Genomic DNA, 24,251 nt, shown 5'->3' on the forward strand with positions numbered 1-24,251 from the left:
ACACCGGTGGCCATGGCGGCCAGCGCTGCGGCCATTTCGACGGCGAAGATCACCAGTTGGGCGATGATCATCAGTTTGGTGTGTTCGATGTCGTTGGCGCCGTCATCGACCAGGTCGGCCTGGTCTTCCAACAGCCCGGTCAGGGCGGCGAGGGCGCCATTGTCATTGCCGAGTTTTTTCCAGAACGCCTCGATCGCGTCCGCGGTCTGCCCGTCCAGCGCGGACAGGAGTTGGTTGACCTGGCGTTGAGCATCGTCACCGAGATCATCGAGGGTGGTGGCGGCGCTGTTGTAGGCGTCGGCCATGCGCCGCATCGCGGTCTCATCGCCCTCGGGCCAATCACCGGCCCCCACGACATACTTCGCGGCCCACTGCAACGCCTCGGGAATCTCGATTCCCACCCCGGCGCCCTCCCGTCTCGTTTTCGGCCAAGAACCTATCGACACAGACATAGACGTGGCGAATCAGGTTTCGGTTCCATCCGATCGCGGGCGAGTTGCCGATCGCGGTTGATCTGGAGTTCACTCGGCAGCATGCCGCGACGCAGTCAGGAGGATCGGTCCAGGGCCACCAGGATGGCTCTGGAGGAGGCCGGACTGCGGCTGTTCACCGAGCGGGGGTTCGCGGGCACGTCGGCGGAGGAACTGGTGAACGCCGCGGGAGTGACGCGCGGGGCGCTGCATCATCACTACGGTGACAAGCGCGGGCTGTTCCTCGCGGTGCTCGAGCAGCTGGAAACCGACGCGACGGCCGAGATCACGCGGGCGATCGCGGCGGTCGACCCGGACGATCTGCTGATGGCCATGGCCACCGGCCTGGGCACGTTCCTGGAGATCTGCCGCCGTCCGGCCATGGCGCGCATCGCCCTCTCCGACGCTCCCGCGGTGCTCGGCTGGCAGGCATGGCGGGAATTCGAGAGCAAACACGGTCTCGGAGTGATCATCGACCAGCTCGAGCGGGCGCGGGCCGCCGGCCTGATTCCCGAGGTCCCGGTGCGGGTGCTGGCGCAGCTGATCCTGAGCGCGGTGGCCGAGTCGGGTCTGATCGTCGCGCACGCCGAGGATCCGGACGCCGCGCGGACCGAGGCCCAGCAATCGCTGATGCTGCTGGTCGCAGGCATCCTTCGTACCGGATGACACAGTGGCCGCACCGTTGCCCCGATCGTCCGGCCCGGCGCGACCCGCATGCCTGACACCGCCTGTCACCCATTCGTGAAAGACTGAGCACGTGCGTTTGTACCGTGACCATGCCGTCGTGCTCCGCCAGCACAAGCTGGGCGAGGCCGATCGCATCGTCACATTGCTGACCAGGCAGAACGGTCTGGTCCGTGCGGTCGCCAAGGGGGTGCGGCGCACGAAATCGCGCTTCGGTGCCCGGCTGGAACCGTTCGCCTACATCGACGTGCAGCTGCATCCGGGCCGCAACCTCGACACCATCACCCAGGTGCACACGGTGGAGGCCAACGCGGCGGGCATCATCGATGATTACGGCCGCTACACCACCGCCTGCGCGGTCCTGGAAACCGCCGAACGGCTGGCCGGCGAGGAACGTGCCCCCGCGGCCCGCCTGCACATTCTCACCGCGGGTGCGCTACGTGCGATCGCCGCCGGGCAGCGCCCGCACGAACTGGTCCTCGACGCTTTCCTGTTGCGCGCCATGGGTTTCGCCGGATGGGCGCCCGCACTGGACGAATGCGCCCGATGCGCGACTCCCGGCCCGCACCGCGCCTTCCATGTGGCGGCGGGCGGCGCGGTGTGCGTGCACTGCCGTCCGCCCGGCGCCGCGACGCCCGGCCCCGGGGCGCTGGACCTGATGGTCGCCCTGCACCGCGGCGAATGGGACTTCGTCGACACCGTCCCCGATGCCACTCGCCGCCAGGCCAGCGGCCTGATCGCCGCGCACCTGCAATGGCATCTGGAACGACAGTTGCGGACGCTGCCGCTGATCGAGCGGTCCCGCCCGACGAGTGGTGCCGCATTCGCCGCCTCTGGAGACCGGGTCGGCTGAGGCCACCGCCGTCGTTCTCCCCGGCCCGAGCGGCGGCAGCTCGGCTCGGGAGGTCCCTGATCCGCGGCGGAAAGGCAGCGCCCGGACGGTTCACCCGGCTCGGCCCGACGGCTTCGAGCCCGGCGGTGGTTGCCGCGACCGCCGAGGTAGCGGCGCCCCTCAGGCAGACGCCGAACGCGATGACACCGCGATCCGGGCATCGGGCAGGATAGAGCCGTGATCCTCCGCCGAGACCCCTCCGCCGGTTCGGGCAACGCCGACCGGCCGGGGGCGACCCGCACCGTTCGCCCGCCGTCGCCGCATCCGTCCGGTGCGCGTCCGCCGCAGCTGCCGCCGGAGCTGGTGCCCAACCACGTCGCGCTGGTCATGGACGGTAACGGCCGCTGGGCGCAGGAACGTGGGCTGCCGCGCACGGCCGGCCACGAACGCGGCGAGGCGGTGCTCATGGACACCGTCGAGGGCTGTATCGAGATCGGTGTCAAGTGGCTGTCGGCCTACGCGTTCTCCACCGAGAACTGGCGGCGCAGCCCCGACGAGGTGCGGTTCCTGATGGGCTTCAACCGTGACGTCATCCGCCGCCGTCGCGACGAGATGCACGAGATGGGTGTCCGGGTGCGCTGGGCCGGGCGCAGGCCGCGGCTGTGGCGCAGCGTGATCAAGGAGCTGGAGACCGCGCAGGAGCTGACCAAGGACAACACCGTGATGACGCTCACCATGTGCGTCAACTACGGTGGTCGCGCCGAAATCGCCGATGCCGCACGGGAGATCGCGCGCCGGGTGGCGGCGGGGGAGATCGACCCGGAGCGGGTCGACGAGGCGACGGTCGCTCGTTACCTCGATGAACCGGATATGCCCGATGTGGATCTGTTCTTGCGTCCGTCGGGCGAGTTCCGCAGTTCGAACTTCCTGCTCTGGCAGTCCGCGTACGCCGAATTCGTCTACCAGGACACGCTGTTCCCCGATTTCGACCGGCGCAACCTGTGGGAAGCCTGCCTGGAGTACGCCAAGCGCGATCGCCGCTTCGGTGGTACCAAATGACCGGAGGGGATATGGATTCCGCACTCGAGCCCGACCTGGAGTTGCAGGCACGGGCCGGCGCCTGCCTGTCGATGTACGACATCGATGTGCGGGTCGACAACGACGGATCGTTGCGATTCGACTACGAGGGCGCGCTGTGCTCGCTGGGCGCGGTGAACCTCACCACCGGCCTGGATGTGCTGACGCTGACCTGCGTGCTGGCCTGGGACCGGCCGCTCAAACCGCAGCTGCACAAGCGCGTCGCCGAACGCAACAGCACCTTGCAGTTCGGTTCGATCGTGGTGATCGGGCACGGCAAGCTCGCCGATATCGTGCTGCGCTACACCTTTCCCGCCGCAGGCCTCGACGATCACGCGCTGGCCACCATGCTGCTGCTGGTGCTCTCGGGTGCGGGGCAGGCGCGGCAGGGGCTACTGCCCTGAGCCGAGCCGGCTGGCCCGAACCGGGCCTGCTGCCCTGCATCGAGTTCAGCGTGGCTGGGGGCCGAACGGCAGTAGCGTCGCCACGCCTCGCACGGCTGCCTTCGGGTCGAAATCGCCGATGATCAACTGTTGCAACAGGAATCCGGGCAGGATGCCGAACAGCGCGACGGCGGTCGCCTCGATGTCGGTGTCCTCGGGTAGCCAACCGGCCTCGACCATGCGGCCGATGTACTCCGCCCACATATCCCGGATTCCGCCCATCGCCCCGCGCACGTAGACGGCGGCCTCCGGATCGACCAGCGCCAGTGACCACGCCTGCGGGGCGAGCCGCAGCCTGCCTTCTGGGCCTGTCTGTGGCATGAGCCAGTCGAGTAGATGCTCGGCCACCTCGGCGGGGACCGGCAGCGGGTCGCGGTGCACCACCTCGGACATCAACGCCCGCACGTCGACGGTCGCATTCGAGGCCAGGGCCGCCACCAGCTCGTCCTTGCTCTTGAAGTAGCGGTAGACCGCGCCGGCGGAGAGCCCGGATTCGGCGAAGACATCCTGCATGGAGGTGTTGTAGAAGCCCTTGCGGGAGAAGCAGCGCTGCGCGGCGGCGATGATCTGCTGCCTGCGGCGTTCCAGGTGTTCTTCGCTGACTCGAGGCATGCCTCAAAAGTAAAACGAATATCCGTTCTTGACAACTTCGGGCGGTGCTGCGACCGTAGAACCATCTAAAAGAACGAACCTCCGATTTACAGGAGAACGTCATGAACGTCACCCAGCGGGCCGTGGCCATCGGTGCAGGCGCGGCCCTGATCCAAGCGCTGATGTTGATCGCCTTCGCGTGGCCCGCCGCGAATATGGCGCCGAGGGATCTACCGGTAGCGGTGACGGGCCCGCAGGCGGCGATGGTCGCCGACCGGCTGGCCGCGCACGATCCCGACGCCTTCGACATCACCACGACCGCCGATGAGAACGCCGCGCGCGCCGCAATCACCGACCGCGATGTCTACGGCGCGATCGTCACCGGCGGGGGAGCGCCGCGGGTGCTCATCGCCTCCGGTGCCAGCCCGGCCGTCGCCCAGCAGCTGACCCAGATCGCCCAGCAGATGTCGGGTGCTCCGGCGGCCGCGGTCGAAGATCTGGTCGTGGCCGATCCGGATGATCCGCGCGGCGTCGGCTTCGGCGCCATGGCGCTGCCGCTGGTGATGTCGGGCATCGCCGCGGGCGTACTGCTGACGCTGCTGGTGCCCTCGGCGATGGGCCGGCTGGCCGGGCTGCTGAGCTTCGCGGTGGCGGGCGGACTGCTGAGCATGGTGATCGTGCAGGGCTGGCTGTCGCTGATCCCTGGCAACTACCTCGTCTTGTCCGCGGTGGCCGGGCTGGTGTCGTTCGCGGTGGCCGGCACCGTCGCCGGACTCGCCACGGTGATCGGCCGCGCGGGCATCGGCATCGCCGCGCTGACCATGCTGCTGATCGGTAACCCGTTCTCCGCCGCGACCTCGGCGCCCGAGCTGCTGCCGCAGCCGTGGGGTGCGATCGGCCAGCTGTTGCCGCCGGGTGCGGCCGCCTCGCTGCTGCGGTCGGTGGCCTTCTTCGATGGCGCCGGCGCCACCGGCCCGCTGGTGGTGCTGCTGGTGTGGGCCGGTGCGGCCGTGGGGCTGCTGGGGATCGGTGCGGTCCGCGAACGGCGTGGCACCGATGCGCAGGCCTCCGCGCCGGTTCCGGCGATGGCGGGCTGAGCGGGACTCACGTCAGAGGCCGTCACCGGACCATCCGGTGACGGCCTCGTCTTGGATCACGAAGGGTCGGCCGGAATTCTCAGCCGCGCGATTCGTCCGCGCAGGATCGGCAGGTGCCGAAGATCTCCAGGGTGTGGCTGATCTCGGTGAAACCGTGCTTGTCGGCGATCGATTCGGCCCACGCCTCGACCGTGGGGCCCTCGACCTCGATGGTGCGGCCGCAGCGGCGGCACACCAGGTGATGGTGATGGCCGGTCGAGCACTGCCGGTAGATGGATTCGCCGGAGTCGGTGCGCAGCACATCCACCATGCCCGCGTCGGCCAGGGACTGCAGCGTGCGGTAGACCGTGGTCAGGCCGATGCCTTCGCCGCGACGGCGCAGTTCGTCGTGCAACTCCTGGGCCGAGCGGAATTCCTCGATATCGCCCAGAAGCGCGGCGATCGCGCTGCGCTGGCGGGTACTGCGGATACCCACCGGCTTCTGCGAAACGACCAACTTGTCCGACACGATCAACCTTCCTCCACGTGCGCGACGGCATCGACGACGATATGGGCCAGATGGTCGTCGACGAGTTCGTAGAGCACCTCGCGTCCCGAACGTTCGCCGTGCACCACACCTGCCGACTTGAGAATGCGCAGGTGCTGGCTGACCAGCGGCTGTGTGACGCCGAGCGCGTCGACCAACTCGTGCACGCAACGCGGCGACTCCCGCAGTTGTAGCACGATCGCGATGCGAACGGGGGCGGCGAGTGCGCGCAGCAGCTCTCCGGCATCCTCCAGGATGGTCCGGGTGGGGACCGGCGCGGGAGCGGGGGACCGATACGGGTTGTGCGGGTGAGCGGTGGCCGCGTCGGCAGTCATGGAACCATCTCCTTATTGGAAAGCGATCCCATTTTGATATGCATAGTTGCGCATGTCAAATAGGCATGCCGTGGTGGTGCAAACCCGGTTGTGGCGGGTCGATAGGCTGTAGCCAGTCGGCAGATCCAATGTAGGCGGATCCGCCGCGTGGGCCCGATCCGGCCGCCCGATTCCGACTCGTACTGGATGGAGAATTCTCGCGTGGCACCCAAGTCGAAGGTGGACACCGTTGCCAACCTCGCCAAGCGCCGGGGTCTGGTGTACCCGTGCGGTGAGATCTACGGAGGCACCAAGTCGGCCTGGGATTACGGTCCGCTCGGCGTCGAGCTGAAAGAGAACATCAAGAAGCAGTGGTGGCGTTCCATGGTCACCAGCCGCGAGGACGTCGTCGGCCTCGACTCCTCGGTGATCCTGCCGCGTCAGGTCTGGGAAGCCTCCGGCCACGTCGCCACCTTCACCGACCCGCTGGTCGAATCGCTGCACACGCACAAGCGCTACCGGGCCGACCATCTGCTCGAGGCGTACGAGGAAAAGCACGGCCACCCGCCGGCCAACGGCCTCGCCGACATCAACGACCCCGAGACCGGCCAGCCCGGCAAGTGGACCGAGCCGCGCAATTTCTCCGGCCTGCTCAAGACCTTCCTCGGCCCGGTCGACGACGAAGAGGGCCTGCACTACCTGCGCCCGGAGACCGCGCAGGGCATCTTCGTCAACTTCGCCAACGTGATGACCACCGCGCGTAAGAAGCCGCCGTTCGGTATCGCCCAGATCGGCAAGAGCTTCCGCAACGAGATCACCCCCGGCAACTTCATCTTCCGCACCCGCGAGTTCGAGCAGATGGAGATGGAGTTCTTCGTCAAGCCGGGTGAAGACGCCGAATGGCACAAGTACTGGATCGACACCCGCTTCTCCTGGTACACCGATCTCGGAATCGACCCGGACAACCTGCGGCTGTTCGAACACCCGAAGGAAAAGCTGTCGCACTACTCGGCGGGCACCACCGATATCGAGTACCGCTTCCGCTTCCAGGGCGGCGAGTGGGGCGAGCTCGAGGGCATCGCCAACCGCACCGATTACGACCTGAAGACGCACTCCGAGCACTCCGGCACGGATCTGGTCTACTTCGATCAGAACACCAAGGAGCGCTACATCCCCTACGTCATCGAGCCCGCGGCCGGTCTGACCCGTTCGCTGATGGCGTTCCTGGTCGACGCCTACGCCGAGGACGAGGCGCCCAACGCCAAGGGCGGGGTGGATACCCGCACGGTGCTGCGGCTGGACCGCAGGCTCTCGCCGGTGAAGGCCGCGGTGCTGCCGCTCTCGCGTAACGCCGACCTGACGCCCAAGGCGAAAGATCTTGCCGCGCAGCTGCGTAAGTACTGGAACGTCGAGTTCGACGATGCCGGTGCGATCGGGCGGCGCTACCGTCGTCAGGATGAGATCGGCACCCCGTTCTGCATCACCGTCGATTTCGACACCCTCGACGACCAGGCCGTGACGATCCGTGAGCGCGACTCGATGGCGCAGGAGCGGATCGCGCTCGACCAGGTCGAGGGCTATCTGGCCAAGCACCTGCTGGGCGCCTGATTCGACCCGAAGGGCCGGTTACCGCGGTGCGGTAACCGGCCCTTGTCGTTGTCTGTCAGCCGATTCCGCTGCTGGCGCCGCTGCCGGTGGACATGGACTGGATCAGCCCCATCAGCAAGGCCAGGACTCCGCCGTCGGCGTTGCCGCCGGCCGCGCTACCGGTGTTGACGTCGGTCCTGGTGGGGTGCTTGTGCATGTGTTCTCCTCATCGTGCAGTCGAGCGGGGCTCGACGCTCCCGGTTGTGGGCAGGCGCCCGCGGGAGTGTGAGGGAGATTAGCGGCCGGAGCAAAGCGAAACGCCGCATTTTCAAAAATTGCCCCGGCCGGATCTGCCAAGGCTCCTTACCGCTCCGCTCTCAGACCGGGACGTCCCAGAACGCCAGCTCGTGACGCATGCCCTCGCGGAAGAAGTGTTCGGCTGCGGATCGGTCGACGCCGGTCTCGTCGAGCATGCGGGCACAGCGGCGGGTGAGGGCCGCGAATTCGGGATCGGCGTAGGTCTCCACCCAACGGCGATAGCGTGGCTCGGCGGGCGGGTTCTGCGCGAGGATGGCGCCGAGCGTGGAATAGCCCCACATGCACGGGTAGAGCGCGGCCAGGCCTTCGCCGTAGGAGGCGGCGGCGTCCAGCAAGAACGTTGTATACGCGGCGCAGGGCTCGCCTTTGACCGCGCCGTCGAGGTCGGCGCCGAACTCCGCGGCCAGGGATCGGTGCAGCGCGAGTTCTTCGTGGTAGGTCGAATGGGCGAGATCGACCAGATCGCCCAGATGCGCCGCGGGCGCCTGCCAGGCGAGGCGGCTGAACACGCGAACGTAGTCGAGCAGGTAGAGGTAGTCCTGCTCCAGCCAGGATCGGAACACCGGATCCGGCAGATCGCCCCGCGCGATTCCCGCGACCGTCGGGTGCGCCAGTTGTTCCTCGACCATCGGCCGGCCGATGTGCTCCAGATGTGCGGCGAGACTCATGCCGACAGTCTCGCCCATGCGATGGTGCGGCGGCGCACGGCGGCCGCGCCGACGCCGTTCGGTGACCGGAACCCGTCGCGTTGCTGAACCGTAATGTTTTCCGGCCCCGTGGATTTGCGCGCGAACCACCTGTTGCCGCACGCTTGCGGCGTGCTGTGGGATGCGGGTGAAGTTGTGCGGTTGCTGGCGCCGTCGGAACAGCGTTTCGTCCGGCATGGCACCTATACCGGGCGATCGGTGTCGGTGGCCGGTCGGCTCGACATCCCGGCGCTCCGTGCCGCGTTCGCGACGCTGCTGAGCGCCTATCCCGTGCTGGTCTGCCGGATCGGCGTCGACGAGTACGGCCGCGGATATCTACTGCGGCCTGCCGGTTCCGGCGCGGTCCAGCCGTGGATACGCACCGGCGACCCTGCCGAGCTCACCATGCCCGCGCACCGGCTCGACCCCGCCGAGCAGTTGGCCTATCTCGACGTCGTCCGCGGATCGGGCGATCGGTCACGCGTGACGATGTATGTACACCATGGGGTTGCCGACGCCGGTCACTGCGTCGAATTGTTCGCCCGGTTCTGGGATTGCTACACCGACCGGATCATGGCCGTCCGCACCGTCGGCGGGCCGTTCGCCTATCCGATGCCGCTGGAGTGGTATGCCGAACAACACGGCATCGCGCGGTGCGCGCATTCGGGCTTCGAGGACGTGGCCCGGCCGCTGCCGCCGGCGAACCCGGTGGGCGATGACGACGGGCCGGGCGAGGCGGTTCTGGTCCGGCCGCGACGGCTGCGGCTGGATCCGGCCGCCACCGCCCGCATCGTCGAACTGAGCAAGCTGCACCGGGTGACCGTCAACGCGTTGCTGACCGCAGCCCTGCTGCGGGCCTACGCCGCCACGGTCGGCGCGGGTATCGCGATACCCCTCGGCTGCCTCTATCCGGTGGATCTGCGGGCCAGGCTCCACCCGCCGGTAGCCGCCGCGGCGGGAACCAACATGGCCGGGCTGGCCGCGTTCACCGCCGAGATCGACCGCGCCGACTGCATTGTCGAACTGGCGCAACAGATCTCGACGCGACTGCGCGCCGACCTGGAGACCGGAACCGTGCAGCAGTCGGTGCTGCATTTCCCGGATTACTTCGGCGACAACAGGATCCACTCGCTCGCCGGCCATATCGCGATCACCAACACCGGTGTCGTCCCGCATTTCCGCACCCCCGCGGACGTGCGGATCACCGACTACGAGATCGTCTACCTGTCGGCGCACCCGCGCCGCTCCCTCGGCCCGTCCGCGGCCGTCACCTTCCTCGCCTACACCTTCGCCGCCCGGCTCACGGTAGCCATCCTCGGCGGCCCCGACCCGGCCCATCTCTACGACCGGGTACAAGCCGAACTCACCGCCCCGATCCGTTCGGGCGGCACACCGGCGATGAGCGGCCCGAACGGATGAATCAGACGCGGGCTATGGGCTCCTGCAATTCGGTGACCCATTCGGCGGTGTTCTCGGCATAGACCAGGGTGACCTCCCGGGTGGGGCCGCACGTGCGGTATCCGTTGTCGGCGATCCACCGCCCGAGGCATGACGCTCTCCTTCTCGATGACGCGGAGCCTCGCTTCGATCTGGACGAGCCGCGCCCGGTCGGCCGCGATCCGCTGTTCCAGTTCGGCCCGGCGCAGGATGAGCATGCCGCGCAGTTGCGCGCCGTCCACCTGCCCGTCGAGGATTCTGCCCACCTGTTCCAGCGTGAACCCCAGATCCTTCAGCGCGACGATGCGATTCAATCGCGCCAGCTGACCGGCCTGGTAGTAGCGGTATCCGGTGGCCGGGTCGATGCGATCCGGACGCAGCAAGCCGAGCGCGTCGTAATGGCGCAGCATGCGCACCGACACCCGTCCGTGCCTGGCGAAGTCTCCGATACTCAACATGACGCGTCCCGGTGTAGTGGCTCACACGGTGTGAGGGGCAAGGCAACTCAGAAGCGCCCGCCCCGGCTGACCCGCCGCGAGCCCGACGACCCACCGAACGAGGGCGCACGGTACCCGCCGCCGTACCCGCCCCGATGCCGCGCACCGGTGACAGCACCCCGGAGCAGGCCCTCGACGAGGATGCCACCGAGAACCGCGCCGGCCTGGGAGCCCGCGGAGGGTGCGCGTCCGGCCTCCCAGGCCCGGACGCTGTTCTGGGCTTCGTGCAGGGCGCGGCCGGCGAGGTCGGCGGCCGTTCGCGCATGGGTGAGGGCGGTGGCCGGGTCGCTGTCGCGCAGGCCGGTGGCGCCGTCGAGGTGGCGTTGCGCTTCGGCGAGGCGGGTGCGGGCGGTGGCGTCGACGCCGCCGCGACGGGTGCTGATGTAGTCGGCGGCCGCGCGCACCCTGGCGTCGGCGTCGATCAGGGCTTGGTCGAGTCGGCGGCGCAGGTCCTCGGCGGCGAGTTTGCGGTCGGCGGCTCGGGCCAGGGCGCGATCGAGTTCGGCGTCGGCGGACAGCGTGCGGTGAAAGGCGCCCAGCGGATCGCTCGCGGCCGCGCTCTGCGCCTCATCGAGAATTGTCCGTGCGTTCGCGGCCGCCGAGGCGAGTTCGGGGCCGCCGTGGGCGGTGAGTTCGGCCGCGGCGGCGAGATCGTTGCGCAATTCCTCCAGCGCGGCGGGCAGCCCGGCGCGGGCCTGCTCGATATTCGTCGCGGCGTGCAGGACGGCGTCGAGCAGCGTGCGGGCCTGCCCGATCGCGCCTTCCGCGGCCCGGATCGCCGCGACCGCGCCGCCCTGCTGACCGACCGGCCGGCGCAGGGCTTCGCGACCGGCATCGATAGTGGTCTCGGCGAAGGCGATGCGCTCGCGTGCCATCGCGACGTTGTCCCGGATCGAGGTGAGCACCTGCGGTGGATGAGCGGCGACGAGCCGGCTGAGTTCCTCGTCGGCGGCCGGCGCCCGCCCGGTGAGTTCGACCAGATTACGGGTCAATCCGTCCAGCCGTTCGGCCGCGTTGATGAGCAGATCGCGCATCGCGTCGAAGGCGGCCACCTGCTCATCGAGTTCGCGATCGGCCCGGCCGAGGGTGCCGATCAACTCGAGCAGCAGGGCACGCTGCTCGTCGGGGGTTTCCGGGATGGCGTCGTCGAGTCGTTGCCGAATCGCGAACGCCTGGGCCAGCGCCGTTGTCGCCTGGTCGACGGCGGTACGGAACGGGAGGGCGGCGGTCTCGCCGAACTCTCCGGTCGCCAACTCGAGCTCCTCCGAACTCGTGCGCACCGCATTGTCGATATCCACCAGCAGCTCCCGCGACCGGGCGTGCAAGGCGGGTAACGGCAGCGGCGCCAGCGCGGCGGTATCGGTGGGATCGATGGTTCGGGCCTGTTCGAGTTCGACGCGTTCGCGCCGGCGCCGCCGCACCCGCGTGAACGCCACCAGCGCCGCGACGGCGCACACGATCAGTGCCCCGATGATCAGCACCGGCATCAGGCCGACGCCGCCACCGGACATCGCCGAACCGAGACCGTCGGCGGCGGCCACCCCCGCGTCGGCCCAGCGGCTGTCACGCAGTGCCGTTTCGACGTCGGAGGTGAGGATGCGGTCGAGTTCGGATTCGCTGACGCCGCCGGGCAGTTCACCATCGAAGGCGTAGGCGCGATCGTCGACGGCCACCGCGAGCAGCAGATCGCGGTCGCCGAACCCGGATCGCTCGGCGGTCTGCGCGGCCCAGCTCTGCGGACTCAGCCCGGCGAAATCGCCGACGTAATTCACCCACAGCCGCACCTGGTGGTCGGTGTAGAGCCGATCGACAGCGGCCCGCACCTCGGCGGAGCCCGCCGCGCCGAGCGCATCCGCCGAATCGACCACAAAGGTGTCCATCCGGGTCGGCGCCTCCGCTCGCGCGGACCCCGGCACCGCGGGCCCGGATATCACCAGCACCCCGAGCACGACCAGCAGCGACCAGCGACCAACCCGATGCAGCGCCATGGCGTCGAATCTATCGCGCACCAGCGCCGCTTCGGCCGCGGTCGGGCGCGGGTCGCTCGGTGCTCCTCGACTACCCGGGCCATCGGGATCGGCCGGGGATAGCATCGAGACCGTGGTCACCATCGACAGCACCTACACCGGTCACGTCTCCGCCGGCTCGGCCGCTCAGCAGCGCGAGGTCCCCGGCGCGCGGATCATCAAGATGTCGGTCGGCCCGATGGACAACAACAGCTACCTGGTGCAGTGCGCCACCACCGGCCACGCCCTGCTCATCGACGCGGCCAACGACGCCGACCGCCTCATCGAGCTGATCGACCAGGAGACGCCCGGTCTGGTCCGCCACATCGTCACCACCCACCGGCACCCGGACCATTGGCAGGCACTGGCGCAGGTCGCCGCCGCCACCACGGCCGAGACCGCCGCGCACGCCCTCGACGCGACCGAGCTGCCGGTCACGCCGACCGGCACCCTCGCCGACGGCGACACCCTGACGATCGGCAGGCTGAACTTCGAGATCATCCATCTCACCGGCCACACGCCCGGCTCGATCGCGCTCGCCCTCACCGACGGCGCCGGGCGGACCCACCTGTTCACCGGCGACTCGCTGTTCCCAGGTGGAGTCGGCAAGACCCGCAGCCCGCAGGATTTCGCCACCCTCTACGCCGACGTCACCGCCAAAATCTTCGACCGCTACCCCGACGACAGCGTCGTCTATCCGGGCCACGGCGACGACACCACCCTCGGCGCCGAACGGCCGCATCTGGGGGAGTGGAAGGAGCGGGGCTGGTAGTTCGCCCCCGAACGTTCGGGGACGCGCGCCGGTCCGGGCCGGAAAAGCCGGTCGGCGGGAAAGAAAACGGGCGGGTAACCTCCGCTCGCTGTGCACTTTCGTGGGGTGAGCGTGCACACTACGGGCCAACTGTGAAACCCCGTCCGTCGGCCGGGTCCGTGCTGAAGGGAAAGGAGTCGGCGAGAGTGTTCAGCCGCATCGCCATCGTGAACCGGGGTGAGGCCGCCATGCGCCTCATCCACGCCGTCCGAGATCTGGCCGCGGCTACCGCGCAGCCGATCGAAACCGTCGCGCTCTACACCGACGTCGACCGCAACGCCACGTTCGTGCGCGAAGCCGATATCACCTACGACCTCGGCCCCGCGTCCGCGCGCCCCTACCTCGATCTGAAGGCCCTCGAACGCGCCCTGCTGGCGACCAAGGCCGACGCCGCCTGGGTGGGCTGGGGCTTCGTCGCCGAAGACCCGGCGTTCGCCGAACTGTGCGAACAGATCGGCGTCACCTTCATCGGCCCGAGCCCGGACGCGATGCGCAAGCTCGGCGACAAGATCGGCGCGAAGCTCATCGCCGAGGAGGTCGGCGTGCCGGTCGCGCCGTGGAGCCGCGGCGCGGTCGAGTCGGTGGAGGCGGCCGTGGCGGCCGCGGCCGAGATCGGCTACCCGCTGATGCTGAAGGCCACCGCAGGCGGCGGCGGACGCGGCATCCGGAAGATCAACGACGAAGCCGAGCTCGTCGACGCCTACGAACGCACCAGCCAGGAGGCCGCGCGCGCCTTCGGCAGCGGCGTCGTCTTCCTCGAACGCCTGGTCACCGGCGCCCGCCACGTCGAGGTCCAGGTGATCGCCGACGGTCAGGGCACCGCGTGGGCGCTTGGCGTGCGCGACTGCTCGGTGCAGCGGCGCAACCAGAAGATCATCGAGGAATCGGCCTCGCCGGTGCTGAGCCCGGAGCAGGCCGCCGACCTGAAGGCCTCGGCCGAGCGGCTCGCGGTCGCCGTCGGCTACCGCGGCGCGGCCACCGTCGAGTTCCTCTACCACCCCGGCGACCAGCTGTTCGCCTTCCTCGAGGTCAACACCCGGCTCCAGGTCGAGCACCCGATCACCGAATACACCACCGGCTTCGACCTCGTGCACGCGCAGCTGCACGTGGCCTCCGGCGGCAAGCTCGAAGGCGAGCCGCCGGCCGAACGCGGCCACGCCATCGAAGCCCGCCTCAACGCCGAAGATCCGGACCGCGATTTCGCGCCGGCCCCCGGCCGCATCGCGCTGCTCGATCTGCCGGCCGGCCCGGGCATCCGCGTCGACACCGGCGTCAGCGAGGGCGACACCATCCCGGCCGACTTCGACTCGATGATCGCCAAGATCATCGCCTACGGCCGCGATCGCGAGCAGGCGCTCGGTCGTCTGCGTCGCGCGGTCTCGCAGACCCGCGTCATCATCGAGGGTGGCGCCACCAACAAGAGCTTCGTGCTCGACCTGCTCGATCAGCCCGAGGTGATCGACGCCAGCGCCGACACCGGCTGGATCGACCGGGTGCGCGGCGAGGGCAGGCTGGTCTCGCAGCGGCACTCCGCCGTCGCGCTGGCGGCCGCCGCGATCGAGGCCTATGAGGAAGAAGAGCGCGCCGAGCGGCACCGGCTGCTGTCCACCGCCTCCGGTGGACGTCCGCAGGTGCAGCACGAGAGCGGCAGGCCGCTCGATCTCAAGCTGCGCGGCGTCGGCTACCGGGTGCGGGTGGCGCGCATCGGTGCGCACCGGTTCCGCATCGGCATCGAGGCCGGCAGCGAGATCCGCACCGCCGACGTCGACCTCGAACGCTTCGACCAGCACACCGGGCAGATCGTCGTCAACGGCATCCGCTACCGCCTGGTCACCGGCACCCACGGCCCGGTCCACCTGGTCGACGTCGACGGGGTGACCCACCGGGTCAGCCGCGATGAGGGCGGCGTCGTCCGTTCACCCGCGCCGGCGCTCGTCGTCGCGACGCCACTGCAGGTCGGCGACGAGGTCGAGGCCGGTGCTCCGGTGCTGGTGCTGGAGAGCATGAAGATGGAAACGGTGCTGCGCGCGCCGTTCCGGGCTCGGCTCAAGGAATGCTCGGTCTCGGTGGGCACCCAGGTGGAGGCCGGTGCGCCCATGTTGCGGCTGGAACCGCTGGCCGACGACGCCGAGGCCGCCGACACCACCGCGAACGAGCCGGTGGAGCTGGACCTGCCGGCCAGCCGGGCCGGCACCCAGCCGCACGAGCGGCTGGTGCGTGGCCAGCAGGACATGCGCAGCCTGCTGCTCGGCTTCGACGTCGATCCGCACGACGACCGCCGCGTCGTCCAGGACTATCTGGCCGCGCGCCGGGAAGCCATCGCCGACAACCGCAGGCCGCTCGCCGAGGAGCTCGAGCTGATCGAGGTGTTCGCCGACCTCGCCGAGCTGAGCCACAACCGCACCTGGGGCGATGACGGCGGCCACGCGCACGTGCACAGCGCCCGCGAGTACTTCCACACCTATCTGCAGAGCCTGGACGTGGAGCGGGCCGGGCTGCCGGAGTCCTACCGCGCCAAGCTGGCCCGTGCGCTCGGGCACTACGGCGTCACCGAGCTGGACCGCACGCCCGAACTCGAGGCCGCGGTGTTCCGCATCTTCCTCGCCCAGCAGCGTCCGTCCGACACCGTCATGGTGATCACCACCCTGCTGCGCGAATGGCTCGGCGAGCGCCGGTGCCGGACGCGGCGCTGCGAGAGCCGGTGGGCCTGGCGCTGGAGCGGCTGGTGGCGGCGACGCAGGTGCGTTTCCCGGTGATCGCCGACCTCACTCGCGGCCTGGTCTACGCCTGGTACGGCCAGCCGCTGTTGCGCCGCAACCGCGCCCGCGTCTACGCCAACGTGCGTAAGCACCTGAGCTACCTGGACGCCCATCCCACCGCGCCCGACCGCGGCGAGCGGATGGCCGAGATGGTGCGCAGCACCGAACCGCTCGTGCGGCTGCTCGGACAGCGGCTCGAGCGGGGCAGCGCCGACAACACGGTGATGCTCGAGGTGCTGACCCGGCGCTACTACGGCAACAAGGACCTGCTCGACGTCCGCACCCACGAGTCGGGCGATTGCACCTTCGTCGTCGCCGAGCGTCGCGGGCTGACGCTGGTCTCGGCCGCGGTGAGCTTCGGCGCCCTCGACGGTGTGCTGCGTGGTCTCGCCGATCTCGCCACCGGCGCCGCGTCCATCGAGGCCGATATCTACCTGTCCTGGGAGCGGCAGCCCGAGGACTTCGACGAAATGGCCGCCGCGCTGCAGGAGGTGCTCAGCGCGCATCCGCTGCCCAACCAGGTGCACCGCATCACGGCCACCGTCGCGGGCAGTGGCGGCGCGGTGATGCACCACCACTTCACCTTCCGGCCGTCCGCGACCGGTCTGGCCGAGGAACGGCTGATCCGTGGCCTGCATCCGTACATCGCGGAGCGGATGCAGATGAAGCGGCTGCGCAAGTTCGACCTGACCCGCCTGCCGTCCTCCGACGAAGAGGTGTACCTGTTCCGCTGCGTGGCGAAGGAGAACCCCTCCGACGAGCGGCTCATCGCCTTCACCCAGGTCCGTGACCTGGCGGCGCTGCGCGAACACGACGGCAGGCTGCTCGCCCTGCCGACGGCCGAGAGCACGCTCGCCGCCTGCGTCGACGGCATCCGGCGGGCGCAATCGCTGCGGGGCTCCGGCAATCGCCTGCACACCAACCGCATCGTGATGTACATCTGGCCGCCGCTGGACCTCACCCAGGCCGAGCTGCAGACCATCGTCGAGCGCGTGGAACCGACGACCTTCGGCGCCGGGCTGGAGGAGATCCTGCTCATCGCCCGCAAGCCCGACCCGGAGACCGGCGAGCTGGTCAAGATCGTCGTGCGGATCGGTTTCGATGCACCCGGCTGGACCAAGGTGACCGTCGGCGAACGCACCGACGACCCGGTGGAGCCGATCGACGAGTACCGGCAGAAGGTGCTGCGCGCCGCCAGCCGCAACACCGTCTACCCGTACGAGCTCACCGGCCTGCTCGGTGACTTCGTCGAATACGACCTCGACGACAACCACGCCCTGGTTCCGGTCGACCGGCCCAAGGGCCGCAACAAGGCCGCGATCGTCGCCGGTGTGGTCACCGCGCCGACCGAGCGGCATCCGCAGGGCGTCACCCGGGTGGTGCTGCTCGGCGATCCGACCAAATCGCTGGGCGCGCTGTCGGAGCCGGAATGCCGCCGGGTGATCGCCGCCCTGGATCTGGCCGAACAGATGCAGGTGCCGCTGGAGTGGTACGCGCTGTCCTCCGGTGCCCGGATCTCCATGACCTCCGGTACCGAGAACATGGACTGGGTGGCGGCGGCGCTCAAGCGCATCGTCGAGTTCACCCAGGACGGCGGTGAGATCAATATCGTCGTCGCCGGCATCAATGTCGGTGCGCAGCCGTACTGGAACGCCGAGGCGACGATGCTCATGCACACCAAGGGCATCCTGGTGATGACGCCGGATTCGGCGATGGTGCTCACCGGCAAGCAGGCGCTGGACTTCTCCGGCGGTGTGTCGGCCGAGGACAACTTCGGTATCGGCGGTTACGACCGGGTGATGGGTCCCAACGGTCAGGCGCAGTACTGGGCGCCGAACCTGGCCGCGGCACAGGAGATCCTGATGTCGCACTACGACCACACCTACATCGCACCGGGTGAGCAGGCGCCGCGGCGGGCGCAGACCACCGATCCCTTCGATCGCGACGTCTCCGGCTTCCCGCACCGGATGGCCGACAGCGATTTCACCACCGTCGGTGAGATCTTCTCCGCCACCGCCAACCCGGATCGCAAGAAGCCCTTCGATATCCGCACGGTCATGCGGGCCCTGTCCGACCAGGACCACCCGGTGCTCGAGCGCTGGGCAGGCATGGCCGACGCGGAGACGGCGGTCGTGCAGGACGCGCATCTGGGCGGAATCCCGGTGTGCCTGCTCGGCATCGAGTCGCGCGGCATCCCGCGGCGCGGGTTCCCGTCCACCGACGGCCCCGACACCTACACCGCGGGCACGCTGTTCCCGCGGTCGTCGAAGAAGGCCGCCCGAGCGATCAACGCGGCCAGCGGCAATCGCCCGCTGGTGGTGCTGGCGAACCTGTCCGGCTTCGACGGTTCACCGGAGTCGATGCGCAAACTGCAGCTGGAGTACGGCGCCGAGATCGGTCGCGCGATCGTCAACTTCCGTGGGCCGATCGTGTTCTGCGTGATCTCGCGCTATCACGGCGGCGCATTCGTGGTGTTCTCCAAGGCGCTCAACCCGAATATGACGGTGCTGGCGCTGGAGGGCTCGTTCGCCTCGGTGCTCGGTGGCGCACCCGCCGCCGCGGCCGTGTTCTCCGGTGAGGTGAACGCGCGCACCGCGGCCGACCCGCGGATCCAGGATCTGGAGACGCGCGCAGCCAACGCCGCGGGCACCGACCGTGCCGAGCTGACCGCCGAACTCGATGAGCTCCGGTCCTCGGTGCGGGCGGAGAAACTCGGCGATGTGGCAGCGGAGTTCGACAAGGTGCACAACATCCACCGTGCCGTCGAGGTGGGTTCGGTGGACGCGGTGATCCGTGCCGCCGAACTGCGCCCGCGCATCATCGAGGCGATCGAGGCGCGCCTCGGGAGCTGATCCGGCCGGCCGCTGATCCGCGCCGGGCTGAACGGATGAACGGTGGTCGGGCTGGCATAGCCCGACCACCGTCGTCGTTTCGTGCGCGACGGCCGGACTCACGCAGGCCGGGTTGCGCGCCCGGCCGAATCGTCCGCGCGAGCGGTCCCGCTTCGCCGTGCCCGTTTCCCGCGCGCCACCTCGGTGGCCAACGCATCGAGCGGTTGGGCGAACTGCGCCAATGGGTCGGCCAGCCCGGCCAGCCACGCCTTGGCCACCTCAACACCCGCCGGATCCACCGCGTACAGCCTGCGGTTGCCCTCGGCCCGCACGGTGACCAGCCCGGCATCGCGCAGCACCTTCAGATGCTGGGAGACGCCGGGCTGGGAGATGGCGGTGTGCTCCTGGACGGCGGCGACGACCGTGCCTGCCGGCTGTTCACCGCCCGCCACGAGTTCGAGGATCCGGCGCCGCACCGGGTCGCCGAGCGCCTCGAAGATCTTTTCTGCGGCCGAGCTCATCAGGATTCGGGATTCTCCTCGGGCTCCACCGTGTAGAAGGTGATGGTCTGCTCGGCGGCCGCGCGCGCCTCGGCCGGATCGTCACCGCCGGCAACGGCGGCCTCGGCCCAGCCGGTGGCGGCGGTGCGGACGAATTCCGTGCCCTCCGGCGTGGTCGGAAACGCCAGGCCTTCGGCCGGATCGACCGCCGCTCCCGTGGACAGATGCAGGCCGAGCGCCATCAGCAGCAGATCCCAGCCCACCCCGACCGCGCCGGGCCCGTACTGCTTCCACATCTCCGGATCGACCGGTGCCTCGTGCGTCAATTGCAGCAGTGTGCCTGCGTCGGTGGCGGCGAGGCTGACCTGCACCCACGACACCTGCGGACCCATCTCCCAGGTCAGCGTGAAGGACTCCGGCTCGTCGCACCGTTCGACCACGCCACCGGCATGCCCCTCCAGCTGATACCGGCCGCCGACCTTCAACTCCCCGGTCACCGGCAGAAACCACCGTGGAATCCGCTCCGCGTTGGTCAGCGCGTCCCAGAGATCCTCCCGGTCGGTGGGGTAGCTCCGGCGCGCGATGGCGATCTTGGTCGGTTCGCCGTCCCGTTCGCCGTTTCGAACCTCGCGTACTACGAGCCCGGCGACGGCAACCGGATCAGTGAGCAATGGCATCGCAACAACCTCCTTGTATAAGTTTGAGCTTATGCTACCCCGGCTGTCCGCCCGCGTCACCCACCCGCGGAAAAATGATGCCGCTGGTGTTTGTGTCCGCAGATGCCGGGTAGTAGCCAGGGTGTAGCTGATCGATGGCTTCACGGCATCGGCTACGGATGGAGACCGCTGAACTCGGTGATGTCTCACGCATCGAGTCGGACCGACCGGCTCGATCGATGTATCGGCACCGACGTGCCGATAGGACGACTCGCGGCGTAAGGCCGCATACCCGGCCCGTCGTCGCTCCTTCGCTGCACAACGAGGAGGAAGACATGGCTCAACAAGTGGAAGATCTGATCGGTGATGTCGTCTACGACCCCGGCGGCGACAAGATCGGCAAAGTCAAGCGCGTCTACGTCGACAACAGCTCGGGTCAGCCGACCTGGGCAGCGGTGAGCACAGGCCTGTTCCGAGACGATTCACTCGTGCCCCTCGCCGGCGCTCGCGTCCGGGAGGATTCCGACGAGGTGCAGGTGAGCGTCGGAAAAGAGGCGGTGAAATCAGCGCCGCACCTCGAGCGTGACGGACTGATCACCCCGGAAGCGGAATCGGAGCTGTTCGTCCACTACGGCATCGACCCCGGCCATGCCGGATGGGAAGAGTACGGCAGGCACGCCGCTCCCGCCGGTGGCGCGGCCGGGATGACGGGGACCGAGCAGCAGATGGGCGGGCGCACCGGCCGTACCGACAGCGACGAGGCCATGGTGCGTTCGGAGGAACGCCTGGATGTCGACACCGAGCGGCAGGCGACCGGCAAGGCCCGGCTGCGCAAGTACGTGGTGACCGAGGAGCAGTCCATCACCGTGCCGACGACACATGAGGAGGTCAGGGTCGAACGTGAACCGATCACCGACCCGTCCGCCGTTACCGGCGATATCGCCGAAGACGAGCGCGAGGTGACGCTGCACGAAGACCGCGTGACGGCGCACAAGGAATCGGTACCGGTCGAGCAGGTCCGGCTGGCGGTGGACGAGGTTCCCGAGGAGCAGACGGTCTCCGACACCGTCCGCAAGGAACGCATCGACACCGAAGGGGTCGACCCGCAGGAGCGGCGTCGCCGCTGACTCCGGCGTCGACCGGCTCGGGTGAGGCCCGGGGGCATGCCGCCCCGGGCCTCTCGGCTCAGTCGAACGTGCAGCCGGACAACGGTTTTCCGGCGAGGCGGTCGAGCAGATAGGTGATCGCGTTATCGGTGCCGAAGCCGTCGATGATCTCGGGCCCGAAGTGGTTGCCGAATGTGGTGCCGGGGGCGATCGGCGGGAGTTCGTTGGTGCGGAAGGTCACCGTCGCGCCCTTGTCGCACCAGTCCTGCGCCAGTTGGCGGCCCTGCCCGTAGGGCACGGTGTCGTCGTTGCGGCCGTGCGTGATGAACACCGGGCTGGTGGGGGTGAGGCTGCCGATGCGCTGCTCGCGCAGGATCTGGGCCGCGGCGGGGAGTTCGCGCAGATGGTCGAACAGCGGCCTGCCGTCGACGGTCATATCGCTGGTCCGCGTGAACGGGTGCTTGGCGATGATGTCGGCGATGCATTCGGTGCGCACGCTGTCGAGCAGGGCGCGACCGCTCGGGGTGGTGAGTTCGTCGACGATCCTGCGCAGTTCGGGGTAGCGGTCGGTGAAACCGTTGATCGCGAATCCGATGGCGGCGCCGATCAGATTGCCGTCGATCTGGCCGACCACCTGCATCAGGTCGGCGGTCGGAGCACCGGCCCATGTGCCCTTCAGGTTCAGCTCGGGCGCATAGCTCGGCTGCATCTCCGCCGCGGCCGCTGCCGCTCCGCCGCCCTGCGAGTAGCCCCAGATGGCAAGGGGTGTACGGGATCCACTGCCGGCGAGGGTGTTGGCGGCACGGGCGGCATCGAGCACGGCGTGCGCCTGTTCGATCCGGTTGGCGTAGGTGTGCACGCCCGGCGTGCCGAGCCCGATGTAATCGGTGACGAACACCCGCGCGCCGAGTGCGTTCCACGCCGCGGCCGACTGCGATTCCTGATTCGCCGACAGCGACAGCGGTTCGGTGCTGACATGCATGCCGGTGCTGAAGGCCAGCGACAGCGCGCATTGATCGCCCTGGCCGACGGTGCCCGGTGCGATGACGATGGTCGGACGTTCGCCCGCGCCGCGCCACGGCTGCGTCGCGTCGATGAAGGTACCGGTGACGGCTACCGGGACGTCGTGCTGGGTGCGCGAGCTGAACATCACTCGCTGCGCCTGCACCGGCCAGCCCTCGGTGCCCGGAGCCATCATGAACAGCGGCATGGGCTCGGTCTTGACGATCGCGCCACGCTCGGCGGGCAGATCGGCCGGTGGCGTGTAGAACTCGGGGACGGCGCCGGCCGCTGCGGCGGTGTAGAGGCCCGCCGCAGCGCTCAGGCAGGCGATCGTACCGGCGGCGAGTGCCCGCCGGATGCGTCCGTGCCGTCTGCGTGGGTGCGGGCCGTGGTGCTGTGGCTGCATGGATCTTCTTTCTGAGGCCAGGCGCCCTCGGCTGCCTGTGCGATAGCCCGGTGGATCGCGGGCGGCGTCGCGGATTTCGGCGAGTTGTGGGCCGTCCCCCCGGCGACGCGTGGTCGGTCGCCGCCCGCATCCGCCCATGTGGCGGGGCTCGGATGTGAAGCGGCTCACGAGAGGGTAACACGGTTACCCACTGCTGGTAACCCCGTTACCGACGCTCCGGGTTACTGTCACCAAGGTGGGTAGCGGGCGAGAATCCGAGATATCGGCACAGATCATCGCGGTCGTGCTCGACGTGCTCGAGTCCGACGGCTACGACGCGGTCCAACTCAGGCTCATCGCCCGTCGCGCGCATGTTTCCCTCGCGACCGTCTACAAGCTCTTCCCGACCCGTGACGAGTTGATCGTCTCCGCGGTCGAGCAGTGGATGGCCGATAACACCTATTCGGACATGGCGCCGCTGCCCGCGGACGTCACCGTTCGCGACGGCCTGACGATGGTGCTGCGCACGGTCTTCGAGCCGTGGGAGCGCAATCCCAGAATGCTCGAGGCCTATCACCGCGCCCGCCTCGGCCCCGGCGGGCAGCGTCTCGATACCCAGGGCTTCAACGCGGTCCTCCCGGTCGCGCTCGGCCTGCTCAGCGATCTGGACCCGATCTACGCCGAGGACGTGGCGTTGATCATGACCAATATGACGCTGGCACTGATCGGCGCGTTCGCGATCGGCTCGATCGAGATCACCGACATCCTGCCCACCCTCGAACGCACCATCTACCGGCTGACCGCCGACAACGAAAGCGCGGCACTCGGCCGCACCTCCACGGCACGACCTGGCGAGCGCACCTGAGCCGAGATCAGTAACGATTCGATGGAGAACCCTCGCCCGGATGGAACAGCACAACCCAGCTGGCAAACTCGAGGAGTGAATTCGGCACCACTGCGCACACGGACGGGCACTGTCACCGAACCCGCGGTGGCGCGGGGAGTAGGAGCGGGCATGCTGCGATGGGGGTGGCGGCTGGTCGCGGGGGTGGTGCTGGTGGGAACGGTGCTGGTGTTCGGCACGGCGTTCCGGGTGTGGCAGGTGGCGCGGATCGACGATTACCGCAAGGCCGACGCGATCGTGGTGCTCGGCGCCGCGCAGTATTCCGGCACGCCGTCGTCGGTGTTCGAGGCCAGGCTCGATCAGGCCTACGACCTGTTCGAGGCCGGGGTCGCGCCGCGAGTGATCACCGTCGGCGGAAAACAAGAGGGGGATCTGTATACCGAGGCCGCCTCGGGGAAGAACTATCTGATGAACCGAGGCATACCCGCCGACCGGATCCTCGCCGTGGAGACCGGATCGGACACCCTGCGCAGCGTCGAAGCCGTCGCCACGGCCATGCGCGCCCGCGACATGTCCTCGGCGGTGCTCGTCAGCGATCCGTGGCATTCGCTGCGCACCCGCACCATGGCGCAGGACGCGGGCCTGGACGCCTGGACCGCACCCACCCGTACCGGTCCGGCCGTCTACACCAGGGAATCGCAGGCGCACGGCATCTTCCGGGAGACATTCGCGCTGCTGTGGTATCAGCTCACCCACTTCTCCGCCGACTTCAGCTACACCGCGGGGCAATGA

22 protein-coding genes and 1 pseudogene are annotated in these 24,251 nt (G+C 69.0%); 12 read left to right on the forward strand and 11 right to left on the reverse strand.

Features of this window, described 5'->3' with window-relative positions:
• Nucleotides 1–401 (reverse strand): WXG100 family type VII secretion target (locus tag AC4HOU_RS28520; RefSeq protein WP_490725592.1); only part of this gene is annotated, 401 nt, incomplete at its 3' end.
• A gap of 132 nt (nt 402–533) precedes the next feature.
• Between AC4HOU_RS28520 and AC4HOU_RS28525 the strand changes: the two genes are divergently transcribed.
• The 4 genes from AC4HOU_RS28525 (at nt 534) to AC4HOU_RS28540 (ending at nt 3,467) form a co-directional block, all read left to right on the forward strand.
• Nucleotides 534–1,136, forward strand: coding sequence for a TetR/AcrR family transcriptional regulator (locus tag AC4HOU_RS28525; protein ID WP_195021358.1), 603 nt, complete (start codon nt 534–536; stop codon nt 1,134–1,136).
• A gap of 91 nt (nt 1,137–1,227) precedes the next feature.
• Nucleotides 1,228–2,007, forward strand: coding sequence for a DNA repair protein RecO (gene recO, locus AC4HOU_RS28530; protein ID WP_490725593.1), 780 nt, complete (start codon nt 1,228–1,230; stop codon nt 2,005–2,007).
• Nucleotides 2,008–2,223: 216 nt separating this feature from the next.
• Entirely contained in the window at nt 2,224–3,045 is an 822-nt protein-coding gene (locus AC4HOU_RS28535; RefSeq protein WP_163817334.1) for an isoprenyl transferase, read from the forward strand.
• Nucleotides 3,042–3,467 carry a YbjN domain-containing protein gene (locus AC4HOU_RS28540; RefSeq protein WP_036534807.1) on the forward strand — a complete coding sequence of 142 codons (426 nt, stop codon included), beginning with the start codon at nt 3,042–3,044 and terminating at the stop codon, nt 3,465–3,467. Before AC4HOU_RS28535 ends, AC4HOU_RS28540 begins: the two co-directional genes overlap by 4 nt.
• 45 nt (nt 3,468–3,512) lie before the next feature.
• On the opposite strand, the gene AC4HOU_RS28545 is transcribed toward AC4HOU_RS28540, so the two are convergent.
• Nucleotides 3,513–4,118: a TetR/AcrR family transcriptional regulator gene (locus tag AC4HOU_RS28545; RefSeq protein ID WP_163817316.1), complete on the reverse strand. Its 606-nt coding sequence runs from the start codon at nt 4,116–4,118 to the stop codon at nt 3,513–3,515.
• A gap of 101 nt (nt 4,119–4,219) precedes the next feature.
• Here AC4HOU_RS28545 and AC4HOU_RS28550 point away from each other — a divergent pair, with 101 nt between their 5' ends.
• Nucleotides 4,220–5,194 carry a YhgE/Pip domain-containing protein gene (locus tag AC4HOU_RS28550; RefSeq protein ID WP_163817314.1) on the forward strand — a complete coding sequence of 325 codons (975 nt, stop codon included), beginning with the start codon at nt 4,220–4,222 and terminating at the stop codon, nt 5,192–5,194.
• Nucleotides 5,195–5,273: 79 nt separating this feature from the next.
• Here AC4HOU_RS28550 and AC4HOU_RS28555 read toward each other — a convergent pair whose 3' ends face one another.
• Both AC4HOU_RS28555 and AC4HOU_RS28560 read right to left on the reverse strand, forming a co-directional pair.
• The gene (locus AC4HOU_RS28555; protein ID WP_163817312.1) at nt 5,274–5,702 is read right to left on the reverse strand and encodes a Fur family transcriptional regulator; all 429 of its coding nucleotides are present in this window, start codon (nt 5,700–5,702) and stop codon (nt 5,274–5,276) included.
• Nucleotides 5,703–5,704: 2 nt separating this feature from the next.
• A complete protein-coding gene (locus AC4HOU_RS28560; RefSeq protein ID WP_163817310.1) occupies nt 5,705–6,055 on the reverse strand; it encodes an ArsR/SmtB family transcription factor in 351 nt (116 codons plus the stop codon).
• A gap of 186 nt (nt 6,056–6,241) precedes the next feature.
• Here AC4HOU_RS28560 and AC4HOU_RS28565 point away from each other — a divergent pair, with 186 nt between their 5' ends.
• On the forward strand, nt 6,242–7,642 hold the full coding sequence (locus AC4HOU_RS28565; RefSeq protein WP_175586013.1) for a glycine--tRNA ligase: 1,401 nt from the start codon (nt 6,242–6,244) through the stop codon (nt 7,640–7,642).
• Nucleotides 7,643–7,697: 55 nt separating this feature from the next.
• Here the strand turns inward: AC4HOU_RS28565 and AC4HOU_RS28570 are convergent, their stop codons facing one another.
• On the reverse strand, nt 7,698–7,838 hold the full coding sequence (locus tag AC4HOU_RS28570) for a hypothetical protein (RefSeq protein WP_163817306.1): 141 nt from the start codon (nt 7,836–7,838) through the stop codon (nt 7,698–7,700).
• Between the two features lie 160 nt (nt 7,839–7,998).
• Complete coding sequence (locus AC4HOU_RS28575) at nt 7,999–8,607, reverse strand: TenA family protein (RefSeq protein ID WP_163817304.1); 609 nt, start codon at nt 8,605–8,607, stop codon at nt 7,999–8,001.
• A 150-nt stretch (nt 8,608–8,757) separates the two neighbouring features.
• Here AC4HOU_RS28575 and AC4HOU_RS28580 point away from each other — a divergent pair, with 150 nt between their 5' ends.
• A complete protein-coding gene (locus AC4HOU_RS28580; RefSeq protein ID WP_324197443.1) occupies nt 8,758–10,044 on the forward strand; it encodes a phthiocerol/phthiodiolone dimycocerosyl transferase family protein in 1,287 nt (428 codons plus the stop codon).
• Here the strand turns inward: AC4HOU_RS28580 and AC4HOU_RS28585 are convergent.
• Together AC4HOU_RS28585 and AC4HOU_RS28590 are read right to left on the reverse strand one after the other, a co-directional pair.
• The gene (locus tag AC4HOU_RS28585; protein WP_195021354.1) at nt 9,966–10,520 is read right to left on the reverse strand and encodes a MerR family transcriptional regulator; all 555 of its coding nucleotides are present in this window, start codon (nt 10,518–10,520) and stop codon (nt 9,966–9,968) included. The two genes, AC4HOU_RS28580 and AC4HOU_RS28585, sit on opposite strands and share 79 nt — an antisense overlap.
• A gap of 47 nt (nt 10,521–10,567) precedes the next feature.
• Entirely contained in the window at nt 10,568–12,547 is a 1,980-nt protein-coding gene (locus AC4HOU_RS28590; RefSeq protein ID WP_490725594.1) for a TPM domain-containing protein, read from the reverse strand.
• Nucleotides 12,548–12,659: 112 nt separating this feature from the next.
• On the opposite strand from AC4HOU_RS28590, the gene AC4HOU_RS28595 reads away from it, so the two are divergent.
• On the forward strand, nt 12,660–13,337 hold the full coding sequence (locus tag AC4HOU_RS28595) for an MBL fold metallo-hydrolase (protein WP_490725595.1): 678 nt from the start codon (nt 12,660–12,662) through the stop codon (nt 13,335–13,337).
• Between the two features lie 185 nt (nt 13,338–13,522).
• A pseudogene (locus AC4HOU_RS28600) lies at nt 13,523–18,987 on the forward strand (ATP-binding protein).
• Nucleotides 18,988–19,085: 98 nt separating this feature from the next.
• Here the strand turns inward: AC4HOU_RS28600 and AC4HOU_RS28605 are convergent.
• The gene (locus AC4HOU_RS28605) at nt 19,086–19,487 is read right to left on the reverse strand and encodes an ArsR/SmtB family transcription factor (RefSeq protein ID WP_194991218.1); all 402 of its coding nucleotides are present in this window, start codon (nt 19,485–19,487) and stop codon (nt 19,086–19,088) included.
• Complete coding sequence (locus AC4HOU_RS28610) at nt 19,487–20,143, reverse strand: SRPBCC family protein (RefSeq protein WP_163817295.1); 657 nt, start codon at nt 20,141–20,143, stop codon at nt 19,487–19,489. Before AC4HOU_RS28610 ends, AC4HOU_RS28605 begins: the two co-directional genes overlap by 1 nt.
• A 314-nt stretch (nt 20,144–20,457) precedes the next feature.
• Between AC4HOU_RS28610 and AC4HOU_RS28615 the strand changes: the two genes are divergently transcribed.
• Nucleotides 20,458–21,249: a DUF2382 domain-containing protein gene (locus AC4HOU_RS28615; RefSeq protein ID WP_194991219.1), complete on the forward strand. Its 792-nt coding sequence runs from the start codon at nt 20,458–20,460 to the stop codon at nt 21,247–21,249.
• Nucleotides 21,250–21,307: 58 nt separating this feature from the next.
• On the opposite strand, the gene AC4HOU_RS28620 is transcribed toward AC4HOU_RS28615, so the two are convergent.
• On the reverse strand, nt 21,308–22,636 hold the full coding sequence (locus AC4HOU_RS28620) for a lipase family protein (protein ID WP_195007246.1): 1,329 nt from the start codon (nt 22,634–22,636) through the stop codon (nt 21,308–21,310).
• A 235-nt stretch (nt 22,637–22,871) separates the two neighbouring features.
• Here AC4HOU_RS28620 and AC4HOU_RS28625 point away from each other — a divergent pair, with 235 nt between their 5' ends.
• Both AC4HOU_RS28625 and AC4HOU_RS28630 read left to right on the forward strand, forming a co-directional pair.
• Nucleotides 22,872–23,480 carry a TetR/AcrR family transcriptional regulator gene (locus tag AC4HOU_RS28625; RefSeq protein WP_280212788.1) on the forward strand — a complete coding sequence of 203 codons (609 nt, stop codon included), beginning with the start codon at nt 22,872–22,874 and terminating at the stop codon, nt 23,478–23,480.
• 75 nt (nt 23,481–23,555) lie between these two features.
• On the forward strand, nt 23,556–24,251 hold the full coding sequence (locus AC4HOU_RS28630) for a YdcF family protein (protein ID WP_195021350.1): 696 nt from the start codon (nt 23,556–23,558) through the stop codon (nt 24,249–24,251).

It is taken from the genome of Nocardia sp. JCM 38205 (assembly GCF_058222935.1).